Source organism: Gloeotrichia echinulata CP02, assembly GCA_038087035.1.
Taxonomy (GTDB): Bacteria; Cyanobacteriota; Cyanobacteriia; order Cyanobacteriales; family Nostocaceae; genus Gloeotrichia; species Gloeotrichia echinulata.
Window position 1 is genome coordinate 789,200 of sequence record CP051187.1, and the last position, 19,390, is coordinate 808,589.

Genomic DNA, 19,390 nt, shown 5'->3' on the forward strand with positions numbered 1-19,390 from the left:
ATTTTTAACTACATGTACTTAGAGGTATGTAGGGATAGGGAGGCGAAAAATATTGGGCATCTACTAAATAGTTTCCTTGATTGTCCTTATGATAAAAAGGAAGTTTTTTGTCAACATTGGTATCCGGATCATCTTCAGCATCAGCCCATTGTTTAAGCTCGTCTCTATTTAAATTCTCTTCAGAAGGTATTGGCGGATAGGGAATAATAACTTGATAAGCAATAGAATTGTTTCCTGAAATTAGTCCCTGCTCTCTTAGCTCACCTTTAAACCTATCCCAAGATACGTTTACCCCATACCTAATCACTATTTCACCTGTACTCAAAATGGGTTGAGAAATTTGGTGATAGAGTCCCGGGGCTGTGCCGATCTTATAATATGCCTGTCCTGCTAGCAAGAGGCTCAAAGTAATTCCCTCCCAAGCTTTACTATTTGGCGAAATCAAAAATCTTGTATGTTGACCATTAAATTGAGATTTAAGTGGGTAGTATATGTTGAGATTCCCTGGTTCAAGATGGTCAGAAGAGGTATTATGTTCAGCAAGGAAAATTTCTCTGGCTATGAGACCATCCAAAATATTAATATTACATTTATTTTTGTCAAAAAGATCCCATTCACCCTCCTTAAAAGAATCCCACAGGGTTTTCTTACACGGAGTTGGATTTTTTTTTGCGTCTAAGTATGCATTCCAGGTTTTGGCAATTAGCTGGGATACTTTCCGGGTCTGCAGTTGAGATCGGGTTGTTTCATAAAAATTATTTAGCTCAATGGGATTTAGTGAATTATTAGTTTTCAAACTCTGGATAAAACCTTCTGGAAAAAATACTCCAGGGGAAGGCAAATATGTTCCTATACTTATATTATCTTTGTCAAAATCTGGAGGTTTGGGATAATCTGTTAACTTGTTTATCGTGTTCTGATCAAGCTTATATGTAGAAAAATCCTTAGTATCTCCTGTACTTTTTTGTCTTTGTCCAACTATTATTGTTGTCTTTATGTGTCTTCCCGGAATCTTGCTGCAAGGCTCAACTAATAGTATCTGATAATAAGCATCGTCATACCAGGAGCCTGCTGGCATTGCATCTGCTCCAGTGCCTAGATGTATTGGAGAATTGCCGATCATAATGATAGTCCTGCTTATTGATTGTTAACAAACTTTGGAACTTTTCAACCTAAATCGTAAAAACGGCGGGGATTATCCCACACAATCTTTTGCACAGTTTCCTGAGATAACTGCGCCTCAAGCTCTATAACTCTATTCACAACATCCGGCTGATGATCCATATGAGGATAATCAGAGCCGAAGATTAAGTTATCAGAGCCTATATAGTCAATAATCTGAGCCAAATAAGGTTCATTCGGCTCGATAGACACAAAACATTGACGACGAAAATACTCTGATGGAAGTATTTTCACATGATTTGTCACCTCCCAAGACAAATTTTTATACTCTTCATCCAATCGCCAGAGCCAGTAAGGAACCCAACCACAGCCAGACTCTAAAAAACCTACCCGCAAGTCAGGATGACGTTCTAGTACCCCTCCTTCAATCAACGCTAACAATGCCATCATTTGTTCCATCGGATGAGAACAAGCGTGCATAGCAAAGCGAGTATGAAACCGATCTGCGCCTGTTGTAGGTAAACGGCTATGGGTTCCCTCGTGAATTCCTACCGCTATGTTTAACTCCTCGCAGGCTGTCCAAAATGGCTCGTAAGCACCATCACTCAAGACTCGCCCTTTAACAGGATTAGGGCGTAAAAATACAGCTTTCCAGCCAAAAGAGGCGATGCGATGTAATTCAGACACCATCTGCTCTGGTGCATGAAGATTTATCGCTCCTACTCCTTTCAATCTATCAGGAGCATAGCTACAAAATTCCTCGTACAACCAACTATTGTAAGCATGGGTGAAGGCTCCCACCGCTTCTGCAGGCATTGTATCTATAGCAAAGAGCCACAACCCATAAGTAGGATAAATAAACCCTATATCAACCCCCATCAGCACCATTGCTTGTAAGTGAGATTCTGCATCATAGCGCTGGAAATAAGCATGGGGGTGAGCCTGGCTCATCTGCTTATTGGCTTCTTGTACCACCTGCTGGGATACCTTTTGCAAAACATCTTCCCCCTGAACCTTCATATCTGCTGAGGGTGCAAACTGCTTAAATTCAGCAGGAAGGTACTTGATCCACATCTGTTGCGGCTCAATCACATGGGAATCAGCATCAATAATCTTATATCCATGCAGCATAAGTAGGTCGGCGCAAATCTATTGTGATTGGTCATCCTCTGGTTCCTAGCCTGGAGTCTGGAAGGTAAAAGCCATTTTATCGGCTATGTGAAGATGATTGTGGGTAGGGGCGCAAGGCCTTGCGCCCCTACATCTCATCTAACGTGGGTAAGGGCGCAAGGCCTTGCGCCCCTACATCTCATCGAACAACGCCAAAAAGCCTGATTTTACCGTGCGTGCTATGAGGGGTTATTCCTATGCTTACATCCACATCGGAAAAGGGTTCAATTCCTTTTCTGTCAGTGGCTCTTGCAACCAGCCCATTTTCACAGGAACGTCATACAACCTTCCTGAGCCTAAGCGTTTCCACATATGGCGCATTCCTGGCACAATTACCTTGGCGACTCTCAGTCCAATATCAGGGCGAGTCTGATCTAAAACTAGCATTTCTAGACCATTTTGCTCAACAATTTTTTGGCAAAGTTTGACATCTTCTAAGAGGTCGTCACTAGCTAATTGGGGATAATCGCCCAAGACTTTAGGCACACCTTTATCAGGAATTAGATAAGGTTGATTTGCCAAAGTTGCAGATTTCCACCATTCTATTGCTAGGGAATCGCCTGATGGAGGATATTGGGTACTGCCATCGGCTTTAGCTAATAAAACATTAGGCAGAATTTGGTTAACCTCCGTTAAAGCTCTACTTAAGGCAAGTTTAGGATCAAAATGGACTCCATAACCTAATATAATATCTTCTATTTCCCGATCTTTTCTGCAACTAATTGCCGCAAAAGCAGGAATATTCAGGTCACTAGTAATATCCAATACCCAGAGTTGCCTGTCAATAGCTTGATAATATTTCTTCAAACTTTGAAAATAAGGCTCGTTGAAGCTATCTAAATCCACCTCTGATTTTGGCAACCGATTATACCACCATAAGGCCACACAATCTCGTTCAACTAATTCCATAAATCCTTGGAGAATCGCCTCTTCAATAGTATTACCAGCTGCACATCCATTGGAATCTGCCCAACATTCAGGTGGATGGGATTGGGGATAACCATAATAGCAGTAAGCCGATGGTAGATATTTGAATTCCTGATGAGTTAAAGACCAAACTGGTGTCCAGTCGATTTCCTTTTCAATATCAAAGGGTTCGGGAACTTTTTGAAACCAACCTTGACAATCAGCATTCCATTGCTCCCGATTCTGGTATTGCTCTTGGCTGAAGTTCATACAAGCATTGGGATGAATTGCTTTTTCTCCCAGATGTTGGTAACTGTTTTTATGTGTAATTTCATTTCCTTGAAATACACCAGAATACCGCTCAATCGCTTCACAAAAACCGCTGGCTCTTGCTTGAGTATCAGTCCTACCTTTACCTCCACTTCTACCGCCGAGGTTTTGGCGTAAGCCGGCAAAATCATCAAAACTGTTGATAAAATGATGCTTCGCCACATAAGTATGAGTTAACCCATTTCCTGGTATCTTCCCCAGTTCTCGAACAATACCTGTAATTGGGCTAATTAGATGTTTATAGGTTCTTAAAGTTTCTTGCGGTGAACAAGAACGATGTCCACCATCTGTTATAAAAGTTTTCTGGCGATGTCCTAAAACAACGGGTAGGGGCTTGTTATCCAATTTATTAACCATATCTCCACAGCTAGGACATTGGGGACGCTTCACGAGGGTATGGTCTTGGGTTTCCAGAGTTAATGTGTCATAGGTAATTAAATTCCCAGCTAATCGTTTATTCTCCCCTTGGATAATCCACTTAAACACTTCTGTGGCTACCATTCCTAGTGCAGTTTGCACTGTAGAATTCAAGAACCCTAAAGGAGGAGAAATCAGGGTAGAAATCTGTTTATACTTTTGAATAAACCTTTCCACCGGTCTATTATCTCGTAAACGGTGAGCCAAACATTCCCAACACCCGGTATTCTGGGGCTGAAATATGGGACCTATCCAAAACACGGTTCCCAGGGGATTAACTAGCATCCAGGGAGATTGAGATTTTAATGCTTGTTGATTAAATTCATCGAGTCGAGGATCGAGGTAATCATCAGTTAAGACTATTGTCAAATCTCCTGCATCCGCTACTTGAATATGTAGTGATTTCAGGATGGTGATCAAGTCATCTCCAGGAACAGAACCAAGAGTTTTTACTACCACTTTCACCGATTGCAGCCGTTGAGTAGCCGCTGTGGGAGTAATATTGAGATGATGACAAAAAATGGCTAACTGCGGAGGTAGAGAGTCATCTTTTTCCACCAAATAGCCCTGTTGTTCCATTTGAAATAGGGCGTATTGGGCTTTGACACTGACATCGAGAAGTTCTGAAAAAAAAGCAGTATTTTCCGCAGAATATTGTTGTTCTTGGAGTAGTTCTAGTTGAATTATGTCAATAATTTCGTCAACGCTAAGATGACGCTCTTGTAGTAAAGAAGCTATCCGACAAGAAAGGCGATCTTGCAGCAAAACAGTCTCTCTTTCGGATAAAATAAATACCTGGTCTGGTTCTAAGGTTTCAACGGAGTAACCAGGTTTGAAATGCGGTTGATTCAGCATTATCTTGGGTGATGAAGAAATAACTAAGTATATGTACAGTAAACCACAAAAAAACCACAAAATTTTGGAGATAACCCTAAAAACAAGGGTTTCAGTCACCCGGTTTTTTCATCTCTTGCATCAGCTGATGTCAAATCGCATAATTAAAATGCGAACACATTTTTCCTTAACCGAGCAGTATTGGTATCCGTAGGGTGTGTTATCCCGAAGGGTAACGCACCAAAACCTTCCCATAGTCCGTTAACTTTCGGATGGTGCGTTAACCTTCGCTAACCAACGAAAACCTGCGGATGGTGCGTTACGCTACGCTAACCAACGAAAACCTGCGGATGGTGCGTTACGCTACGCTAACGCACCCTACCTCGATTTCAAAAATCAAAATCTGGGTGGATACAAGGAACCGATTTTTGGATTGAGATTCCTTTACAACAACAACAGAAGCAGGTGGTATCCAAAACCCCATCGGTGATTCAACAAGCGATCGCCTAGACAAATTACGAGTTTTAATTATGCTAAATTTGAGACATGGAGTCTACACTCACCTGATGTTGTGCTAGTTTATTTTAGATATGCACTCCATCACAATCACGCCCAAAGTTGACTAAATTGTCAGGATTTTTCATAACAGTTTTTTATCTCTCAACTTCAAAAGCTAGATAAATTGCTCATCAAAGAAACAAGCCATGCAAAACCTAAATCAATTAAATATCACTGGGCTAAGTTTAGAGCTTTTTCATGTCCAAAGCCAAACCTCTATTGAATTACCCCCAAATCTGGGTGTCATTCGCATTGGTAAATCAAATGACCAAAGTCCACCAGATATTGATATTTCTTACCTACAAAATGCTGATGTTGTTTCTCGCATTCATGCACAAATTAAGGTAGAAGGAAATAATTATTTTATTGAAGACCTACGCAGTTCTAACGGCACATTTCTCAACGACTCTAAATTAGAACCGATAAATCCCTATCGATTAAACTTAGGAGATAGAATAGACTTCGGACAGGGAAAACAAGTAACATTTATATTTCAATATAAACAACAGCAGCAACACAATGCTCTGGCAAAATCAAATATTACAGCAATTCAGCCCCAAGTAATTGCTAACAGCACACCACCTACAGTAGATCGCATAACTAAGCTTATCGGTATGGTGTTAATGGTTGCAGGTATCGTAATATTAACTGCAAATGTTCAAGTTGGTATTTTTGTCCGTATTCCTGGCGTATTGCTATGTATGGCTGGGGTTTTTGTCCTATTTCAACGCCGGATAGAAAAGATATTAGGGTGGATTTTGATAGCCCTAGGAATTGGAGTAATCATATTTACAGGTAATGTATTTGCATCTGTAAATCTTTTGGTCATTGTCGGCTCTGCAGCTTTATTTATCCTTGGGTATCAACTGTTTAATTCTGGGAAAATTTTAGATTATGATTGGGAATCAATCAAGGGTTTTTTCAAGAAATAGTGCTGTAATTTGTCACTACTCCCCAGTCCCCAATCCCTGGTAACAGAGCGGAGCCGTTCGCGTAGCGTCTCGCAGAGAAGTGCAATCCCTGGTAACAGAGCGGAGCCGTTCGCGTAGCGTCTCGCAGAGAAGTGCAATCCCTGGTAACAGAGCGGAGCCGTTCGCGTAGCGTCTCGCAGAGAAGTGCAATCCCTTAATGTTACCAAAAGTCCGATCACGATTGATTTCAATCACTAAATCAACTGCTGTTGTAGATGTAACCAACGGCTTAATGAATAATTCCGGGTGAAGCGCTCGCCAAAAATAGTTGACAAATTCCTCTATTTGTGTATCACTCATTCCCGATTTGCCAGCAGCAATCATCTGCTGTTCCGCCTGTTTGCGCCATTCTAGAGAATAGCGATAATCAGTTGGGTATAATACAATTAAGCTATCTAATCGTTCCCACAGTGGGAGATAATCCCAAAGCTGACGATTCATATCACGAGCAAATTCCCGGTCTTCTTCTGTGAAAATTGGCGGTGGTGGATCATCGAAGACATCAGCATTGATTGGTTGCACACCAACAAACCAACCTTCAAATAACAAAATATCCACACCTGTGACAATTTCTGGAGTAGTGCGATCGCCAGCACCACCGTAGGCTGATTTATCAAAGCGGGGGACAATGATTGGACTTTGTAACTGGCGGATCTGATCAATGACATTTAAGCCTAAATCAATATCGTGAGTTCCCGGTGGACCACGCCAAATCAAGCGTGGATCTTGCTGTCTTAAAGCCAGGCGATCGCGATAAGTTTTGTATAAGTCATCCAAAGACAAGCTCAGGGTCTTGTATCCCAACTGCGACAGAATCAAGGTGAGAACCTTGCACATTGTGGTTTTACCCATTCCTTGTCCACCTAAAATTCCCTGAATCAGGGGACGGCCTAATTGTTGACGCTGGGATGCTAGTTTTATCCCCAAAGGAAGCCACACATCCCACAACACCTGTAACATATTTTCGGGTTGCACTTGCAGGGTAGTTTGGCAGAATTCCCTAAAATCTGGGAGGACAGATTTTAGTAACTGCGATCGCCTTTCTTCGATGTTATTTGTCATTTGTCATTTGTTATTTGTCATTTGTCATTGGTCATTGGTCATTACTCATTACTCATTACTCATTTGTCATTACTCATTACTCATTACTCATTACTCATTTGTCATTACTCATTACTCATTACTCATTTGTCATTACTCATTACTCATTACTCATTACTCATTACTCATTACTCATTACTCATTACTCATTACTCATTACTCATTACTCATTACTCATTACTCATTACTCATTACTCATTACTCATTACTCATTACTCATTACTCATTACTCATTACTCATTTGTCATTACTCATTACTCATTACTCATTACTCATTACTCATTACTCATTACTCATTACTCATTTGTCATTACTCATTTGTCATTACTCATTACTCATTACTCATTACTCATTACTCATTACTCATTACTCATTTGTCATTACTCATTTGTCATTACTCATTACTCATTACTCATTACTCATTACTCATTTGTCATTACTCATTACTCATTACTCATTACTCATTACTCATTTGTCATTACTCATTACTCATTACTCATTACTCATTACTCATTACTCATTACTCATTACTCATTTGTCATTACTCATTACTCATTACTCATTACTCATTACTCATTTGTCATTACTCATTACTCATTTGTCATTACTCATTTGTCATTACTCATTACTCATTTGTCATTACTCATTACTCATTACTCATTACTCATTACTCATTACTCATTACTCATTACTCATTACTCATTACTCATTTGTCATTACTCATTACTCATTACTCATTACTCATTACTCATTACTCTTTGTCATTTGTCATTTGTCATTGGTCATTGGTTATTTATTATCCTCCCCCCTCAAGAACCCAGCTTCAAAGCCTCGATAAACAAGCTGTAGATGAAACCAACTTTGAGGAAGTTTAATGATTCTACCCAAAGCGATCGCTCGGACAAAAAGCTACGACTATAAAATATCCTGCTGGTAATTTCCGTGAGAAAAAGTAAAATTGCTGCGACCACAATGTCCAATTCCGCCTTCTGTCCAGCGGTGGTGGAAATTGCAGACCCCAGAAAAAAACCGAACAAAAAACTGATTACCAGTAGGGATAGCCGGCGCCAAGGATTGAAAAACCATTGTCCCAAGCGCCTAGCAATGGCTTCTGACAAGTTATTTAGACGAGTGTTTTGCATTTATGGGACTGCTGGAGAAAAGTCAAGAAATCATAAAATTTTCTTCTTTTTCAGGATATCCGTTTTAGGATAAGCTTGCTTGAATAGTATTGTGAATATTTAGATTATTTACAGTAGTTAATAAATTTTATACATTCAGTCATCTTCCTGAAAGTAGAGATGAGTACAATATCGAGTTGCCATCAACGATAATAACTTAGACCAGGGGCGGATGAAGCAGAGCCAGGAGATGAGGAAGATTACAGAATCAAGGTAAAGGCTCCTCCCACTCCTTGAATGGTAGGTTTAATCCCTCATGGCACCTGAAAATCAGGGTTTTTGGCGTCGAACGATGATCTTTCGGGGTGCAAGCCCTAGATCCCCCACTTGTAGCCAACACTCAGGTAAGCACAAGGAATCTATTCTTTTTTATACACATATTTTAAAGTAAATGTATAATATTTTTTGATTTTATATTTGTCCTGAATGACGGTTAATCGCCAATAATCCCGCGAATAAACCAATTTAAGCTAGATAGTATCCGTAATTATTCTACCAATAGATTGTAATTATAATGATAATTATGATACATAAATAATCCCAATTATCAGAGATTCTTAATAGTAGGCAAAATTCTTTGCTGACGGCTGAAATAAATAGGCTAGTATTTTGTCAAGCCTAAACAAATACTTATTTCTAATAATTAAGAATATGAAATCGTCAGTGTACCGTAACGCTGCTGTACTAGCTTGTTCCTTGGGACTGCTAGGCTTACTGGTGGGGTGTTTGGAGATGAATGTTTCTTTTGATGCTACAAATCCAGACACATCTTCTGTAGAGACGACAGGAACGCCCCAGTTCACAGAAGATCAGTCATCATCTGTTGGTCATCAAACTGTTACTTCTGTTAACGTCTCCAGTGCAACAAGTGTCCCAAGCAACTCAGGAGAAGATCGCAATAGAAAAAATACTCCCCTGTTCGCATATAGTGAAATCTCGACTGGAAATGCCAAAAGTCAAGGGACTTTGCGAATGAGCAATCAAACTCTGCAGCCTGTACGATTAGCTCTACTGTCACGGAAGTCGGGAGTAAAAGGCTCTACGGCTTTGAAAACTAACGATGATTTACCGGCGCATTGGGATTTTGCGCCTGGTGAAGGTAGTCAAGAGGGCCTGCTTTTATCCCTGCCAGAGGGTAACTTAAATCTAGAGAAGGGAGATATTTTAGTAGCCTTTGCTCAAGATGGTTCCCGGCGTTATTGGGGTCCTTATGTTGTCGGCGAAACATCTGTACCTAAATGGAATTCTCAAAACCGAGAATGGCAACTGATACTTGGTGAATAAGCTGTTCTACATTATCGGGTATCTCGTGAAGGAAAGATGAGAAATTAGTCCTAAGAAAGAACAAAATATAAGTAACCAACGACTAGTGACTAGCGGCCCTTGACTGTTGACTTTGAAGTAATGAAGATGAAATTGAGTGTTCCCAGTACTGTTGACAAGTGGCTAAACAATATAGTAGAGCGCCCAGCCCTTGCTGTGACTGTATCGATTTTGTGGTTGATTGTGATTGGTTGGTTAGCTTACGGGTGGAATTTGGGCACTATCGGCTTAATTGATGAAACAGAACCACTGTTTGCTGAAGCTTCCCGTCAAATGTATGTCACAGGTGATTGGATCACCCCATTTTTCAACGGTGAAACTCGTTTCGATAAACCTGCTTTAATTTATTGGTGTCAGGCGATCGCCTATGCAATTTTTGGAGTGAATGAGTGGGCGGTCCGTCTACCGTCCGCGATCGCCGCGATTGCGGTGATGAGTTTCGCTTTTTACACTATACATTGGTCTATTGCCAAACAAGACGAATTAGAGAAGCTTTCCAGGCCGACTCGCCCCTACATCACCGCTGCAGTAGGCGCAGCTTTGATGGCGTTTTGTCCAGAAATGATTGTCTGGGGAAGAATCGGTGTTTCCGATATGCTGATGACTGGCTGCATAGCATCGGCTTTGTTATGCTTTTTTCTGGGGTACGCCAGAAACGAAGGAACTAGGGAGGAATCTACCCGATCCCTATTCCCGAATAACTGGTATTTGGCTTGTTATGTCCTCATCGCTGGTGCAATTTTAACAAAAGGGCCAGTGGGAATTGTTCTGCCTGGACTAATTATTGGTGCATTTTTACTATACCTGGGCAAATTCCGAGAAGTAGGGCGACAAATGCGCCCCCTCATGGGTTTGCTGATTATTTTAGTTTTATCAGTCCCCTGGTATGCCCTTGTAATTTGGCGCAATGGCTGGGATTATATTAATGCCTTTTTTGGTTATCACAACCTAGAACGCTTCACAGAAGTTGTTAATGGTCACTCAGCGCCCTGGTATTTTTACTTTCTGGTAGTGTTGCTAGGCTTTGCGCCTTACTCAGTATACTTGCCTGCCGCAATGGCTAGGCTGAAGTTTTGGCAACTATCGCACTGGCGCACACAAGAACGCTCTCAGCAATTGGGTTTATTTGCTTGCTTCTGGTTTCTGGGTGTTTTTGGCTTTTTTACGATCGCAGTTACCAAACTCCCCAGCTATGTATTACCTTTAATGCCAGCCGCCGCTATTTTGGTAGCCCTATTCTGGAGCGATCTCATCAAGGACAATGGAACACGTAATCAATCCATCTCCCGTAGATCCTTTCTCTGGAGTAGCTGGGTAAATGTAGCATTTTTATCAGCACTCGCAGTGGGATTATTTCACTTATCCCAAATTATCGGCAGAGACCCCGCCGCACCCAACTTATACCAACTAATTCAACAATCGGGTTTACCAGTATATGGCGGTTTCATTTGGCTCCTTGGGGCCTTAATTATTGCCGCTTTAATCATGAGTCACCGTTGGCACTTTGTCATTGGTGTAAATTTACTGGGTTTTGCCGCCTTTTTGGCCATAAGTTTGATGCCCTCTGTGTATTTTATGGATCAGGAACGTCAGCTACCCTTACGGGAATTGTCGGCGATCGCAGTTCAGGTACAACAACCAAATGAAGAATTTCTCATGGTTGGCTTCAAAAAACCTACAGTTGTATTTTATACGCATAAATTAGTAAAATACATAGATACTCCCCAAGAAGCTGTAGACCATATTCACAATCAGACTACCAAGCAAGTCTTGCCTACCTCGCTGTTGGTTCTGTCTGAACAGGACAAATTTGTGGAAATGGGCTTACAACCTGATGAATACAAACACATAGCCACCAAGGGTGCTTATTACCTGTTTCGAGTACCCATTAAGAAAATCAAACCAGTCAAATTAGATATATCGTATCAATTCCCTTAAGTCATTTGTCATTTGTCATTTGTCATTTGTCATTTGTCATTTGTCATTTGTCATTTGTCATTTGTCATTGGTCATTGGTCATTGGTCATTACTCATTACTCATTACTCATTACTCATTACTCATTACTCATTACTCATTACTCATTACTCATTACTCATTACTCATTACTCATTACTCATTACTCATTACTCATTACTCATTACTCATTACTCATTACTCATTACTCATTACTCATTACTCATTACTCATTACTCATTACTCATTACTCATTACTCATTACTCATTACTCATTACTCATTACTCATTACTGACCCTAGTCCTTACTCCCTCTTAAAGGCTACAGCTTGATTAATCTGGTTTAATAAATCTTCCATTGAGATTGAGCGTGGTAAAATCTGGGCAGAGATGCTACTCACAACAGTTTCTATTGAAGCCAATCCATTCTTCCTCGGTTTCTCAATTTCTAGCTGAGAAATTTTAGAAGTTGCGGCAGTGTGATTTAATCCTTGATCGAGGACTAAAATTGGTGGCAAATTACAAGGCAAATCTCCCAATGCTTTGAGTGCTTTGAGTGCTTCTTTATGGATGGCGGATTCTCCTAAACCAATCAGCAGTAAGTCAACGCTTTGATGACGAATTTGTTGTATAACTTCTGCCCAAGAGTCACCCATCGCTGCTTTGAAGCCAGCTGTTTGCAAGTACTGAATCAACGCTTGGAACCACTCAGACCCCCGTTCTGCGGTTTCACTACTAAGTCCGCCTTGTGAACGATAACCCTTTGTTTGCCTACGTCTAACAACAGGCAAATCGGGTAGCATTGTCATATCTACCACTAAGATACTGGGTGGACAGCAGACACCAGATGCAATTTGCAGCACTGATAACAAGGGATCTGTTTTGTCGCTCCGACTGTTATAATCTTGACCTAATGGTGTTAAGCAAGGAAACACAGATAGACCTGGTATTTTGGAAGCTGCCAAAGTAGTTACCACATCGCAAGTAACCAGAGGTAAGGCCGACAACCGGGGGTGATGAATAATTTGATCGAGGTAAGTTTGGGCCGCCGGAGTTTCTATATCCAATAACACTACATCAAACTGCCAAACCCGAGACAAGAGTTCAGCCTGATCCAAATCATCTACTTCGATCACTCGGTGTTCTCGCAGTGAAGGATGAGGATTAAGTGATTCCAATTCTGGATTGACTAATCGCAGAATTCGCAGTGGGGTTTTAATTGGGGTGATTTCACGGCTGTCTAACCCTGGTTGCTGAATTTTTGGTGTCACACATAAAGTTTCTAGGAGGGGTGCCAAGCTTTGATATTGTACTGGTAAGCTCAAGAAACCCTCGGCTCGGTTAGCAAATGCTTGTTCCTTTTCGGCTGCTGTCGCTGTAACAATTACGGGAATATGACGAGTTGCAGCATCAGATTTTAGTAAGGTCAGCACATCCCAACCCGATAGTAGAGGTAGCAATGGATTCAAGAAGATAGCTTTTGGCTGTAAGCGACGAGCTTTTTCTACTGCTTCTGTACCGGAACGAGCAATTACTACCCGATAACCTAAACCTTTGAGATGGTCGGTCAAGTCTTCAATATATCTGGCAACGGCCTCAACTACTAACACCAATCGCTTGGAAGATGTGGGGTGATGTGGTGCTGTGGTGCTTTGGTGCTGACGCCCGGACACAGATTGTCCCCTGGTCCCCATTTTTCTTGTCTGTGGGGCTTGTGTATTTTGGTCTTCTGAGTCAGTAAAGCCTGTTTTTGGGGGAGTCGGCGGTAGCAGCAGTGTAAATTGGCTACCTTTACCTTCACGAGAAAGGAAACTGACATCTCCACCGTGGAGGCGAGCCAAAGCCCTAGTTAACACCAGCCCTAAACCAGTTCCTTCAAACTGACGAGTCAGGGGATTTTCTAATTGTTGGAATTTTTGAAAGATTAAATGTTGCTGGTGTTCGGGAATGCCAATTCCTGTATCCCAGACTGTAAAGGCAATCCACCCTTCCCAACGACTTACCCGTAACCCAATTTCCCCAGATATTTCGGTAAACTTAAAGGCATTAGAAAGCAGGTGGATCAGCATCTGACGCAAGCGCAATTCATCAGCTACCATCTGGTCTAAACCTGATTCAATGGTAATGCTAAATTGGTGATCATCGGGTGAACGTGCTGCTGGAGGTTTGGCGGTATCTGTGGTTTTGCTGGTTTGAGAGTGGATGGCTTTGGCTTCCGATAAAGCACGTTCACATACAGAGCGAATTGTGACTGGGGCTAGGGTCAGATCCATCTGTCCCGTCTCCATTCGGGTCAAATCCAAGATGTCATTGACCACACTCATCAAGTGGCGTCCGCTTTTATGAATTAGTCCCGCATAGCGGGCTTGACGCTCATTTAGTTCTCCCAATTGCCGGTCTACAAGTAACCGCGATAAGCCCAAAACCGCTGTCAGCGGTGTCTTTAGTTCATGACTAATACAAGCTAAAAACTCATCTTTTAACCGATTGAGTTGAATCAGATCAGCATTCTTGGCTGCGAGTTCTTTACACAATTGCTGTTGCTCGGTGACATCCGTAGCTAACACCAGCCACAGGTCAGGACTTAGTTGTGAGTCTAAATCTAACTCAGCATGATCGATTTTCCTTTCTGGACTATCTAAAGGAATTTTAGCAAACTGCCAGACGCGCTCTTGACCATTTTGCATTTCGACAATGCAGGTACAAGCACCCACTTGGTTATCCCAAAAGCACTCATTGGATGCTGTGATTGGCTGTGGTGCAGATAATTGTGACCGTTCAGCCATTGCTTCATCCCGCAAATGCAGTTTGACTGATGTGGGTTGCTCTTGAGCATATAGCTCATTTCCCCTAGCATGGGGATGAACTTTGAATGCTTGTTGACCGGCGTATTCAGGTTGTTTGGCGCGGATAGGGGTAAGTATCTGCTCCACCTCTAGCCTGATTCCTTCTGGATCTTTCAATACTCCCAATTGTTGCCACCAGGCTGGATTTTGTGCCACCACCTCGCCAGTACCAGTTTGCAACATCAAAGGCCAAGGTAGTCGTTCTAATAACTGTACAAGTGGCTTGTATGCTAGTTTCTGGCGGAGATTTGGGATCTTTGTCTGTCCCTGATTGCTGACACTCGATTCCTCAAAAGTACCCCCAGATGACCTCACAGCCGCTGAGTTTAGGGACTCCTGAGCTAATAAGCCCAAAAGGCGTGAACTATCAAGTAGCCCCAAGAATTTGCCATCTGCGTCAATGAGCGCCCAATGTAAGTTAAGATTTATTTGTGTTGGTTGACAACGCCAAAGCAAAGCTAGTTGCTCGACGCGCTCACCAGCTGATATGGTTTGTATTGGCTCAAAAATGGCTGAACCTAATGTTGATAGTGGTTGTTGTAAATTATACAATTTACCACTATCTGCTGCCAAAAATTTGGGTATTAAACGGTTGGAGTTTAGCAAGCCGACGGGCTTTTGGTTTTGATTCACCACTACCAAGCGATCGCAGTTTTGGTGAGCAAAAATCTCCAGCACCACTGCTAGGGCACTAGTTTCTAAGCAGCTGGGTACGGTTGCTAGAAAGTCATAAAGCGGGTACTGTAGCATTGACATAGGGCTTCGGGGGTCATTCTTCCTGTGGAAATCTCTGGCTTCACCATCAGCACTTGGGCAGATCGTACTTGCGCCTAAAGCAATATCCTCTGGGAAGACTCATCTAAAAAAAACTCGAAGAGTAAGGAAACCATCTGTCTTTACTGAATCTAAACGTATTACACAAGGTACTCAGCAGGGTTTGCTAGGGCTTTAACTTTTGCTAAAGTACCCAGGTTCAATCTAGGGGTGGCTTTAAGCAATGATCTTTACAACTTCAAGGACATTGAAACAATGGGCGTTTCCCGTAAGGACAGTTAATGGTCTCCACTAATTTTCACAGCCACGGCTTTAGGCCTTGTTGCTTTCAACTTTAGGCTACCATTCTCACCAGTGTGCTACTAGTCTGTCAATTTTGTTTTGAGGGATTTTTGGTAGTGTGAGCGTCTCGCTCACGCGGGCAAGATGCCCGCACTACAGTCCATCATTTTTATCTTGACAGAGTGCTACTGGTCTTGACACTCCTCCTCGATAGCAATAGCTAAAACAATTATGGCTCCAAAGATTCGCTTTAGAACCTTGAGGAATTATAATGATTTAGAACGCGACAAACCTTTAAGTTCGTTTAAGTATCTTATCAAGGAGTGAAATTAAAAAATCTATATTTCGATAGATATGTATATGGCGATAATCAAGTATGTAGTGTAACCTTTACTAAAAACGCCTGATCAACAACCTACCTGGCAAATAGAGACACTTCGGCAAGCTCAGTGCATCGCTGGGGACACAACGACCGCTCAGTGCATCGCTGGGGACACGACCGGTTCAGTGCATCCCTGGGAAAAGTTGATTTTCATCCTTGGTTGTGCGATTTTTCTGTGATTGACTGACTTGAAAAAGTACTTGATGCAACAGATGTAGTGCTGAATGCAAGAACTGATTTATTGTGTATATTATTATACAGGGTCTAACTACTGCTGGCGATGGTGAATCAAGTAACAGTCCGAATTAGCCCACCAGATTTGGGCAGGGCGATCAAGGAGATATATAAACAATAAATGTTATTACCGATATTAATTATCAAACCAAATGTTAAAAAATTTTTAAATCATCCATCTGACTTAACTATCAAACAAGGGTACATCGGGTGGTTAGGGAATTTTATTCACACCACTACGGCCAAATTTGTCCTAGTTTCTGGGATAGCCACCACGACTACCAAGATTCAGGCTCTACTGAAGTGGTTCCCAGAAAATTTTGATGAAAATTTAACAGAAAAATATAGCTATGTATTCGCATGTTACAAGCCAAAAAACCAGAATTTTTTTCGGGAGATGGACGGGGACGAGCAAGATGCTTTCTTGCAGGAAATCAAGTCTGATTATCGAGAAATTCTGATCCATTACTTTACGACAGACAAAACATTAAAAGAAAAAATTGATAAATTTATTAATGCAGTCTTTTGTGCTAACATCCCTGTGCCCCAAATCATCGAAATTCATATGGAAATAATTGATGAATTTTCCAAACAGCTAAGATTAGAAGGCAGGAGTGATGAAACATTATTAGATTACCGTTTGACATTGATAGATATTCTAGCTCACCTATGCGAAATATATAGATGTGCGTTTTATAAATAAGTAAATCTGTAGTAACAAATAAAGCTATGCTAGAAACCGTAAATCTAACTCAAACCCTGACAACTAAAAATAGCTCGACTGAGCTTTACCCAACGTCTGACAACTGATATATTTCCATTCCCTCGTTTAGCCTGTACCTTTATGAATGAAGCCAGAAAAACCTATGTTCTCAAGCTTTATGTTGCTGGTAATACACCTAACTCAGTACGGGCTTTGAAAACATTAAAAAACATTTTAGAACAGGAGTTTAAAGGTGTTTATGCTTTAAAAGTAATTGACGTACTAAAAAACCCACAACTGGCAGAAGAAGATAAAATCCTAGCCACGCCAACATTATCTAAAATTTTGCCGCCTCCTGTTCGCAAAATTATTGGAGATCTTTCAGATAGAGAAAGAGTTTTGATTGGACTAGATTTACTTTATGAAGAACTGAGTGAAGAAGATTGGGGAGAGTAAAATAATATTTAAAATCAATAGAAATTTACTTACTGCCAAACTGCCAAAATTCCCACGTGAGAACGTTAGTCAGGGACTGACAATTAAAAAAATATCCAATTGGTAGGGTGCGTCAGTACCAATAATCTCTTGCATAACCCCAGTTTTCTTGCTCCTGGCGCACCCTACGGACTCAAATATTGGGTAATTTATTTTTTGGAAGTCCCTAATAGAGAAACTGAGTTGATTTACCATTTTTTAGTAAGCAATGAATGAACAAGAGCAATCACAAAACCAGACACCATTAATTGGGGGTGTAGAAAAAATTCGGACAATGATAGAGGGCTTTGACGATATTAGTCATGGTGGTTTACCCCTGGGGAGAACCACCTTAGTCAGCGGCACCTCTGGAACAGGTAAAACTTTATTATCTCTTCAGTTTCTCTATAACGGTATCACCTTCTTTGATGAGCCAGGAGTATTTGTTACTTTTGAAGAATCCCCCAGCGACATTATTAGAAATTCCCATATTTTTGGGTGGAATTTGCAGCGTTTAATTGACGAAGGTAAGTTATTTATTCTGGATGCTTCCCCTGACCCTGAAGGTCAGGATATCGTTGGTAACTTTGACCTTTCAGCATTGATTGAGCGCTTGCAATATGCGATTCGCAAATACAAGGCTAAACGAGTTTCTGTTGACTCGATGACAGCGGTATTTCAGCAGTATGAAGCTGTGGGAGTAGTCAGGCGGGAGATTTTTCGCCTGGTAGCACGTCTCAAACAACTGAATGTCACAACTATAATTACGAGCGAACGTGCCGAAGAATACGGTCCTGTTGCCTCTTTTGGTGTAGAAGAATTTGTTTCTGACAATGTGGTAATTTCCCGCAACGTTTTAGAAGGAGAACGCCGGCGCCGCACAATTGAAATTCTCAAATTGCGCGGAACAACTCACATGAAAGGTGAATATCCTTTTACGATTACCAACGAAGGAATCAACATTTTCCCACTGGGGGCGATGCGCTTGACTCAAAGGTCTTCCAATGTGCGAGTATCTTCTGGGGTGAAAACCTTAGACAAGATGTGCGGCGGTGGTTTTTTTAAAGATTCGATTATTTTGGCAACAGGAGCTACTGGTACTGGTAAAACGCTGTTAGTCAGCAAGTTTATCCAAGAAGGCTGCCTCAAGGGCGAACAGGCGATATTATTTGCTTATGAAGAGTCGCGGGCCCAACTGTCTCGCAACGCCTCTTCTTGGGGGATTGATTTTGAGGAGCTAGAACGCCAAGGTTTGCTCAAAATCATTTGTACTTATCCCGAATCGACCGGTTTAGAAGACCACTTGCAAATTATTAAAACGGAAATGGCTCTATTTAAGCCAGCCCGCATTGCAATTGACTCCCTGTCAGCCCTAGCTAGAGGTATGAGCAATAATGCATTCCGACAGTTTGTAATTGGTGTGACAGGTTACGCCAAACAAGAGGAAATTACGGCATTTTGTACCAACACAACCGACCAATTTATGGGATCACATTCCATTACCGACTCCCATATCTCTACGATTACTGATACAATTCTCATGTTGCATTATGTAGAAATTCGTGGGGAAATGTCACGGGCGATTAATGTATTCAAAATGCGCGGATCTTGGCATGATAAAGGTATCCGAGAATACGACATAACAGCCGATGGTCCAGATATTAAAGATTCTTTCCGTAACTACGAACGGATTGTTAGCGGTGCGCCCAGCCGAGTTAGTATCGATGAAAAAGCGGAACTTTCTCGCATCGTTAGACGTTTTGAAGATAAACCGGGAACAGATTCTTAGGTTTAGTATCCTACTATATTCTTTCCTAAATTTATTCTC

At 41.4% G+C, this 19,390-nt stretch carries 14 protein-coding genes; 8 read left to right on the top strand and 6 right to left on the bottom strand.

Features of this window, described 5'->3' with window-relative positions:
• Positions 1-4: 4 nt before the first annotated feature.
• The 3 genes from HEQ19_03520 to HEQ19_03530 form a co-directional block, all read right to left on the bottom strand.
• Complete coding sequence (locus HEQ19_03520; protein WYL98730.1) at positions 5-1,123, bottom strand: hypothetical protein; 1,119 nt, start codon at positions 1,121-1,123, stop codon at positions 5-7.
• A 44-nt stretch (positions 1,124-1,167) separates the two neighbouring features.
• On the bottom strand, positions 1,168-2,253 hold the full coding sequence (locus HEQ19_03525) for an amidohydrolase family protein (GenBank protein ID WYL98731.1): 1,086 nt from the start codon (positions 2,251-2,253) through the stop codon (positions 1,168-1,170).
• Between the two features lie 240 nt (positions 2,254-2,493).
• The gene (locus HEQ19_03530; protein ID WYL98732.1) at positions 2,494-4,800 is read right to left on the bottom strand and encodes a TOMM precursor leader peptide-binding protein; all 2,307 of its coding nucleotides are present in this window, start codon (positions 4,798-4,800) and stop codon (positions 2,494-2,496) included.
• A gap of 683 nt (positions 4,801-5,483) precedes the next feature.
• On the opposite strand from HEQ19_03530, the gene HEQ19_03535 reads away from it, so the two are divergent.
• Positions 5,484-6,269, top strand: coding sequence for an FHA domain-containing protein (locus HEQ19_03535; GenBank protein ID WYL98733.1), 786 nt, complete (start codon positions 5,484-5,486; stop codon positions 6,267-6,269).
• A 15-nt stretch (positions 6,270-6,284) separates the two neighbouring features.
• Here the strand turns inward: HEQ19_03535 and HEQ19_03540 are convergent, their stop codons facing one another.
• A complete protein-coding gene (locus tag HEQ19_03540) occupies positions 6,285-7,370 on the bottom strand; it encodes a glycerate kinase (GenBank protein WZI67101.1) in 1,086 nt (361 codons plus the stop codon).
• Here HEQ19_03540 and HEQ19_03545 point away from each other — a divergent pair.
• Positions 7,364-8,284, top strand: a complete 921-nt coding sequence (locus tag HEQ19_03545) for a hypothetical protein (GenBank protein ID WYL98091.1) — start codon at positions 7,364-7,366, stop codon at positions 8,282-8,284. The two genes, HEQ19_03540 and HEQ19_03545, sit on opposite strands and share 7 nt — an antisense overlap.
• On the opposite strand, the gene HEQ19_03550 is transcribed toward HEQ19_03545, so the two are convergent.
• Positions 8,219-8,551: a DUF565 domain-containing protein gene (locus HEQ19_03550; GenBank protein WYL98734.1), complete on the bottom strand. Its 333-nt coding sequence runs from the start codon at positions 8,549-8,551 to the stop codon at positions 8,219-8,221. The genes HEQ19_03545 and HEQ19_03550 overlap by 66 nt on opposite strands.
• A 690-nt stretch (positions 8,552-9,241) precedes the next feature.
• On the opposite strand from HEQ19_03550, the gene HEQ19_03555 reads away from it, so the two are divergent.
• The 3 genes from HEQ19_03555 to HEQ19_03565 all read left to right on the top strand — a co-directional run bounded on the left by HEQ19_03555 (position 9,242) and on the right by HEQ19_03565 (position 12,186).
• Positions 9,242-9,874 (top strand): hypothetical protein, encoded by a 633-nt coding sequence (locus HEQ19_03555; protein WYL98735.1) that lies wholly within the window; start codon positions 9,242-9,244, stop codon positions 9,872-9,874.
• Between the two features lie 120 nt (positions 9,875-9,994).
• Positions 9,995-11,851, top strand: coding sequence for a glycosyltransferase family 39 protein (locus HEQ19_03560; GenBank protein ID WYM03234.1), 1,857 nt, complete (start codon positions 9,995-9,997; stop codon positions 11,849-11,851).
• Positions 11,852-11,856: 5 nt separating this feature from the next.
• Positions 11,857-12,186 carry a hypothetical protein gene (locus tag HEQ19_03565; protein ID WYL98736.1) on the top strand — a complete coding sequence of 110 codons (330 nt, stop codon included), beginning with the start codon at positions 11,857-11,859 and terminating at the stop codon, positions 12,184-12,186.
• On the opposite strand, the gene HEQ19_03570 is transcribed toward HEQ19_03565, so the two are convergent.
• Positions 12,173-15,469: a hybrid sensor histidine kinase/response regulator gene (locus HEQ19_03570; GenBank protein ID WYL98737.1), complete on the bottom strand. Its 3,297-nt coding sequence runs from the start codon at positions 15,467-15,469 to the stop codon at positions 12,173-12,175. The genes HEQ19_03565 and HEQ19_03570 overlap by 14 nt on opposite strands.
• Before the next feature lie 1,037 nt (positions 15,470-16,506).
• Between HEQ19_03570 and HEQ19_03575 the strand changes: the two genes are divergently transcribed.
• The 3 genes from HEQ19_03575 to kaiC all read left to right on the top strand — a co-directional run bounded on the left by HEQ19_03575 (position 16,507) and on the right by kaiC (position 19,351).
• Positions 16,507-17,088: a KaiA family protein gene (locus HEQ19_03575; protein ID WYM03235.2), complete on the top strand. Its 582-nt coding sequence runs from the start codon at positions 16,507-16,509 to the stop codon at positions 17,086-17,088.
• A 141-nt stretch (positions 17,089-17,229) separates the two neighbouring features.
• Positions 17,230-17,544 carry a circadian clock protein KaiB gene (gene kaiB, locus HEQ19_03580; protein WYL98738.1) on the top strand — a complete coding sequence of 105 codons (315 nt, stop codon included), beginning with the start codon at positions 17,230-17,232 and terminating at the stop codon, positions 17,542-17,544.
• Positions 17,545-17,791: 247 nt separating this feature from the next.
• Entirely contained in the window at positions 17,792-19,351 is a 1,560-nt protein-coding gene (gene kaiC / locus HEQ19_03585; protein WYL98739.1) for a circadian clock protein KaiC, read from the top strand.
• The last annotated feature ends 39 nt before the right edge of the window (positions 19,352-19,390 follow it).

Bases quoted from the DNA above. Each gene is read 5' to 3' on its own strand.
- HEQ19_03520 (WYL98730.1), bottom strand. From the start codon at position 1,123: ATGATCGGCAATTCTCCAATACATCTAGGCACTGGAGCAGATGCAATG.
- HEQ19_03525 (WYL98731.1), bottom strand. From the start codon at position 2,253: ATGCTGCATGGATATAAGATTATTGATGCTGATTCCCATGTGATTGAG.
- HEQ19_03530 (WYL98732.1), bottom strand. From the start codon at position 4,800: ATGCTGAATCAACCGCATTTCAAACCTGGTTACTCCGTTGAAACCTTA.
- HEQ19_03535 (WYL98733.1), top strand. From the start codon at position 5,484: ATGCAAAACCTAAATCAATTAAATATCACTGGGCTAAGTTTAGAGCTT.
- HEQ19_03540 (WZI67101.1), bottom strand. From the start codon at position 7,370: ATGACAAATAACATCGAAGAAAGGCGATCGCAGTTACTAAAATCTGTC.
- HEQ19_03550 (WYL98734.1), bottom strand. From the start codon at position 8,551: ATGCAAAACACTCGTCTAAATAACTTGTCAGAAGCCATTGCTAGGCGC.
- HEQ19_03555 (WYL98735.1), top strand. From the start codon at position 9,242: ATGAAATCGTCAGTGTACCGTAACGCTGCTGTACTAGCTTGTTCCTTG.
- HEQ19_03560 (WYM03234.1), top strand. From the start codon at position 9,995: ATGAAGATGAAATTGAGTGTTCCCAGTACTGTTGACAAGTGGCTAAAC.
- HEQ19_03570 (WYL98737.1), bottom strand. From the start codon at position 15,469: ATGTCAATGCTACAGTACCCGCTTTATGACTTTCTAGCAACCGTACCC.
- HEQ19_03575 (WYM03235.2), top strand. From the start codon at position 16,507: ATGTTATTACCGATATTAATTATCAAACCAAATGTTAAAAAATTTTTA.
- kaiB (WYL98738.1), top strand. From the start codon at position 17,230: ATGAATGAAGCCAGAAAAACCTATGTTCTCAAGCTTTATGTTGCTGGT.
- kaiC (WYL98739.1), top strand. From the start codon at position 17,792: ATGAATGAACAAGAGCAATCACAAAACCAGACACCATTAATTGGGGGT.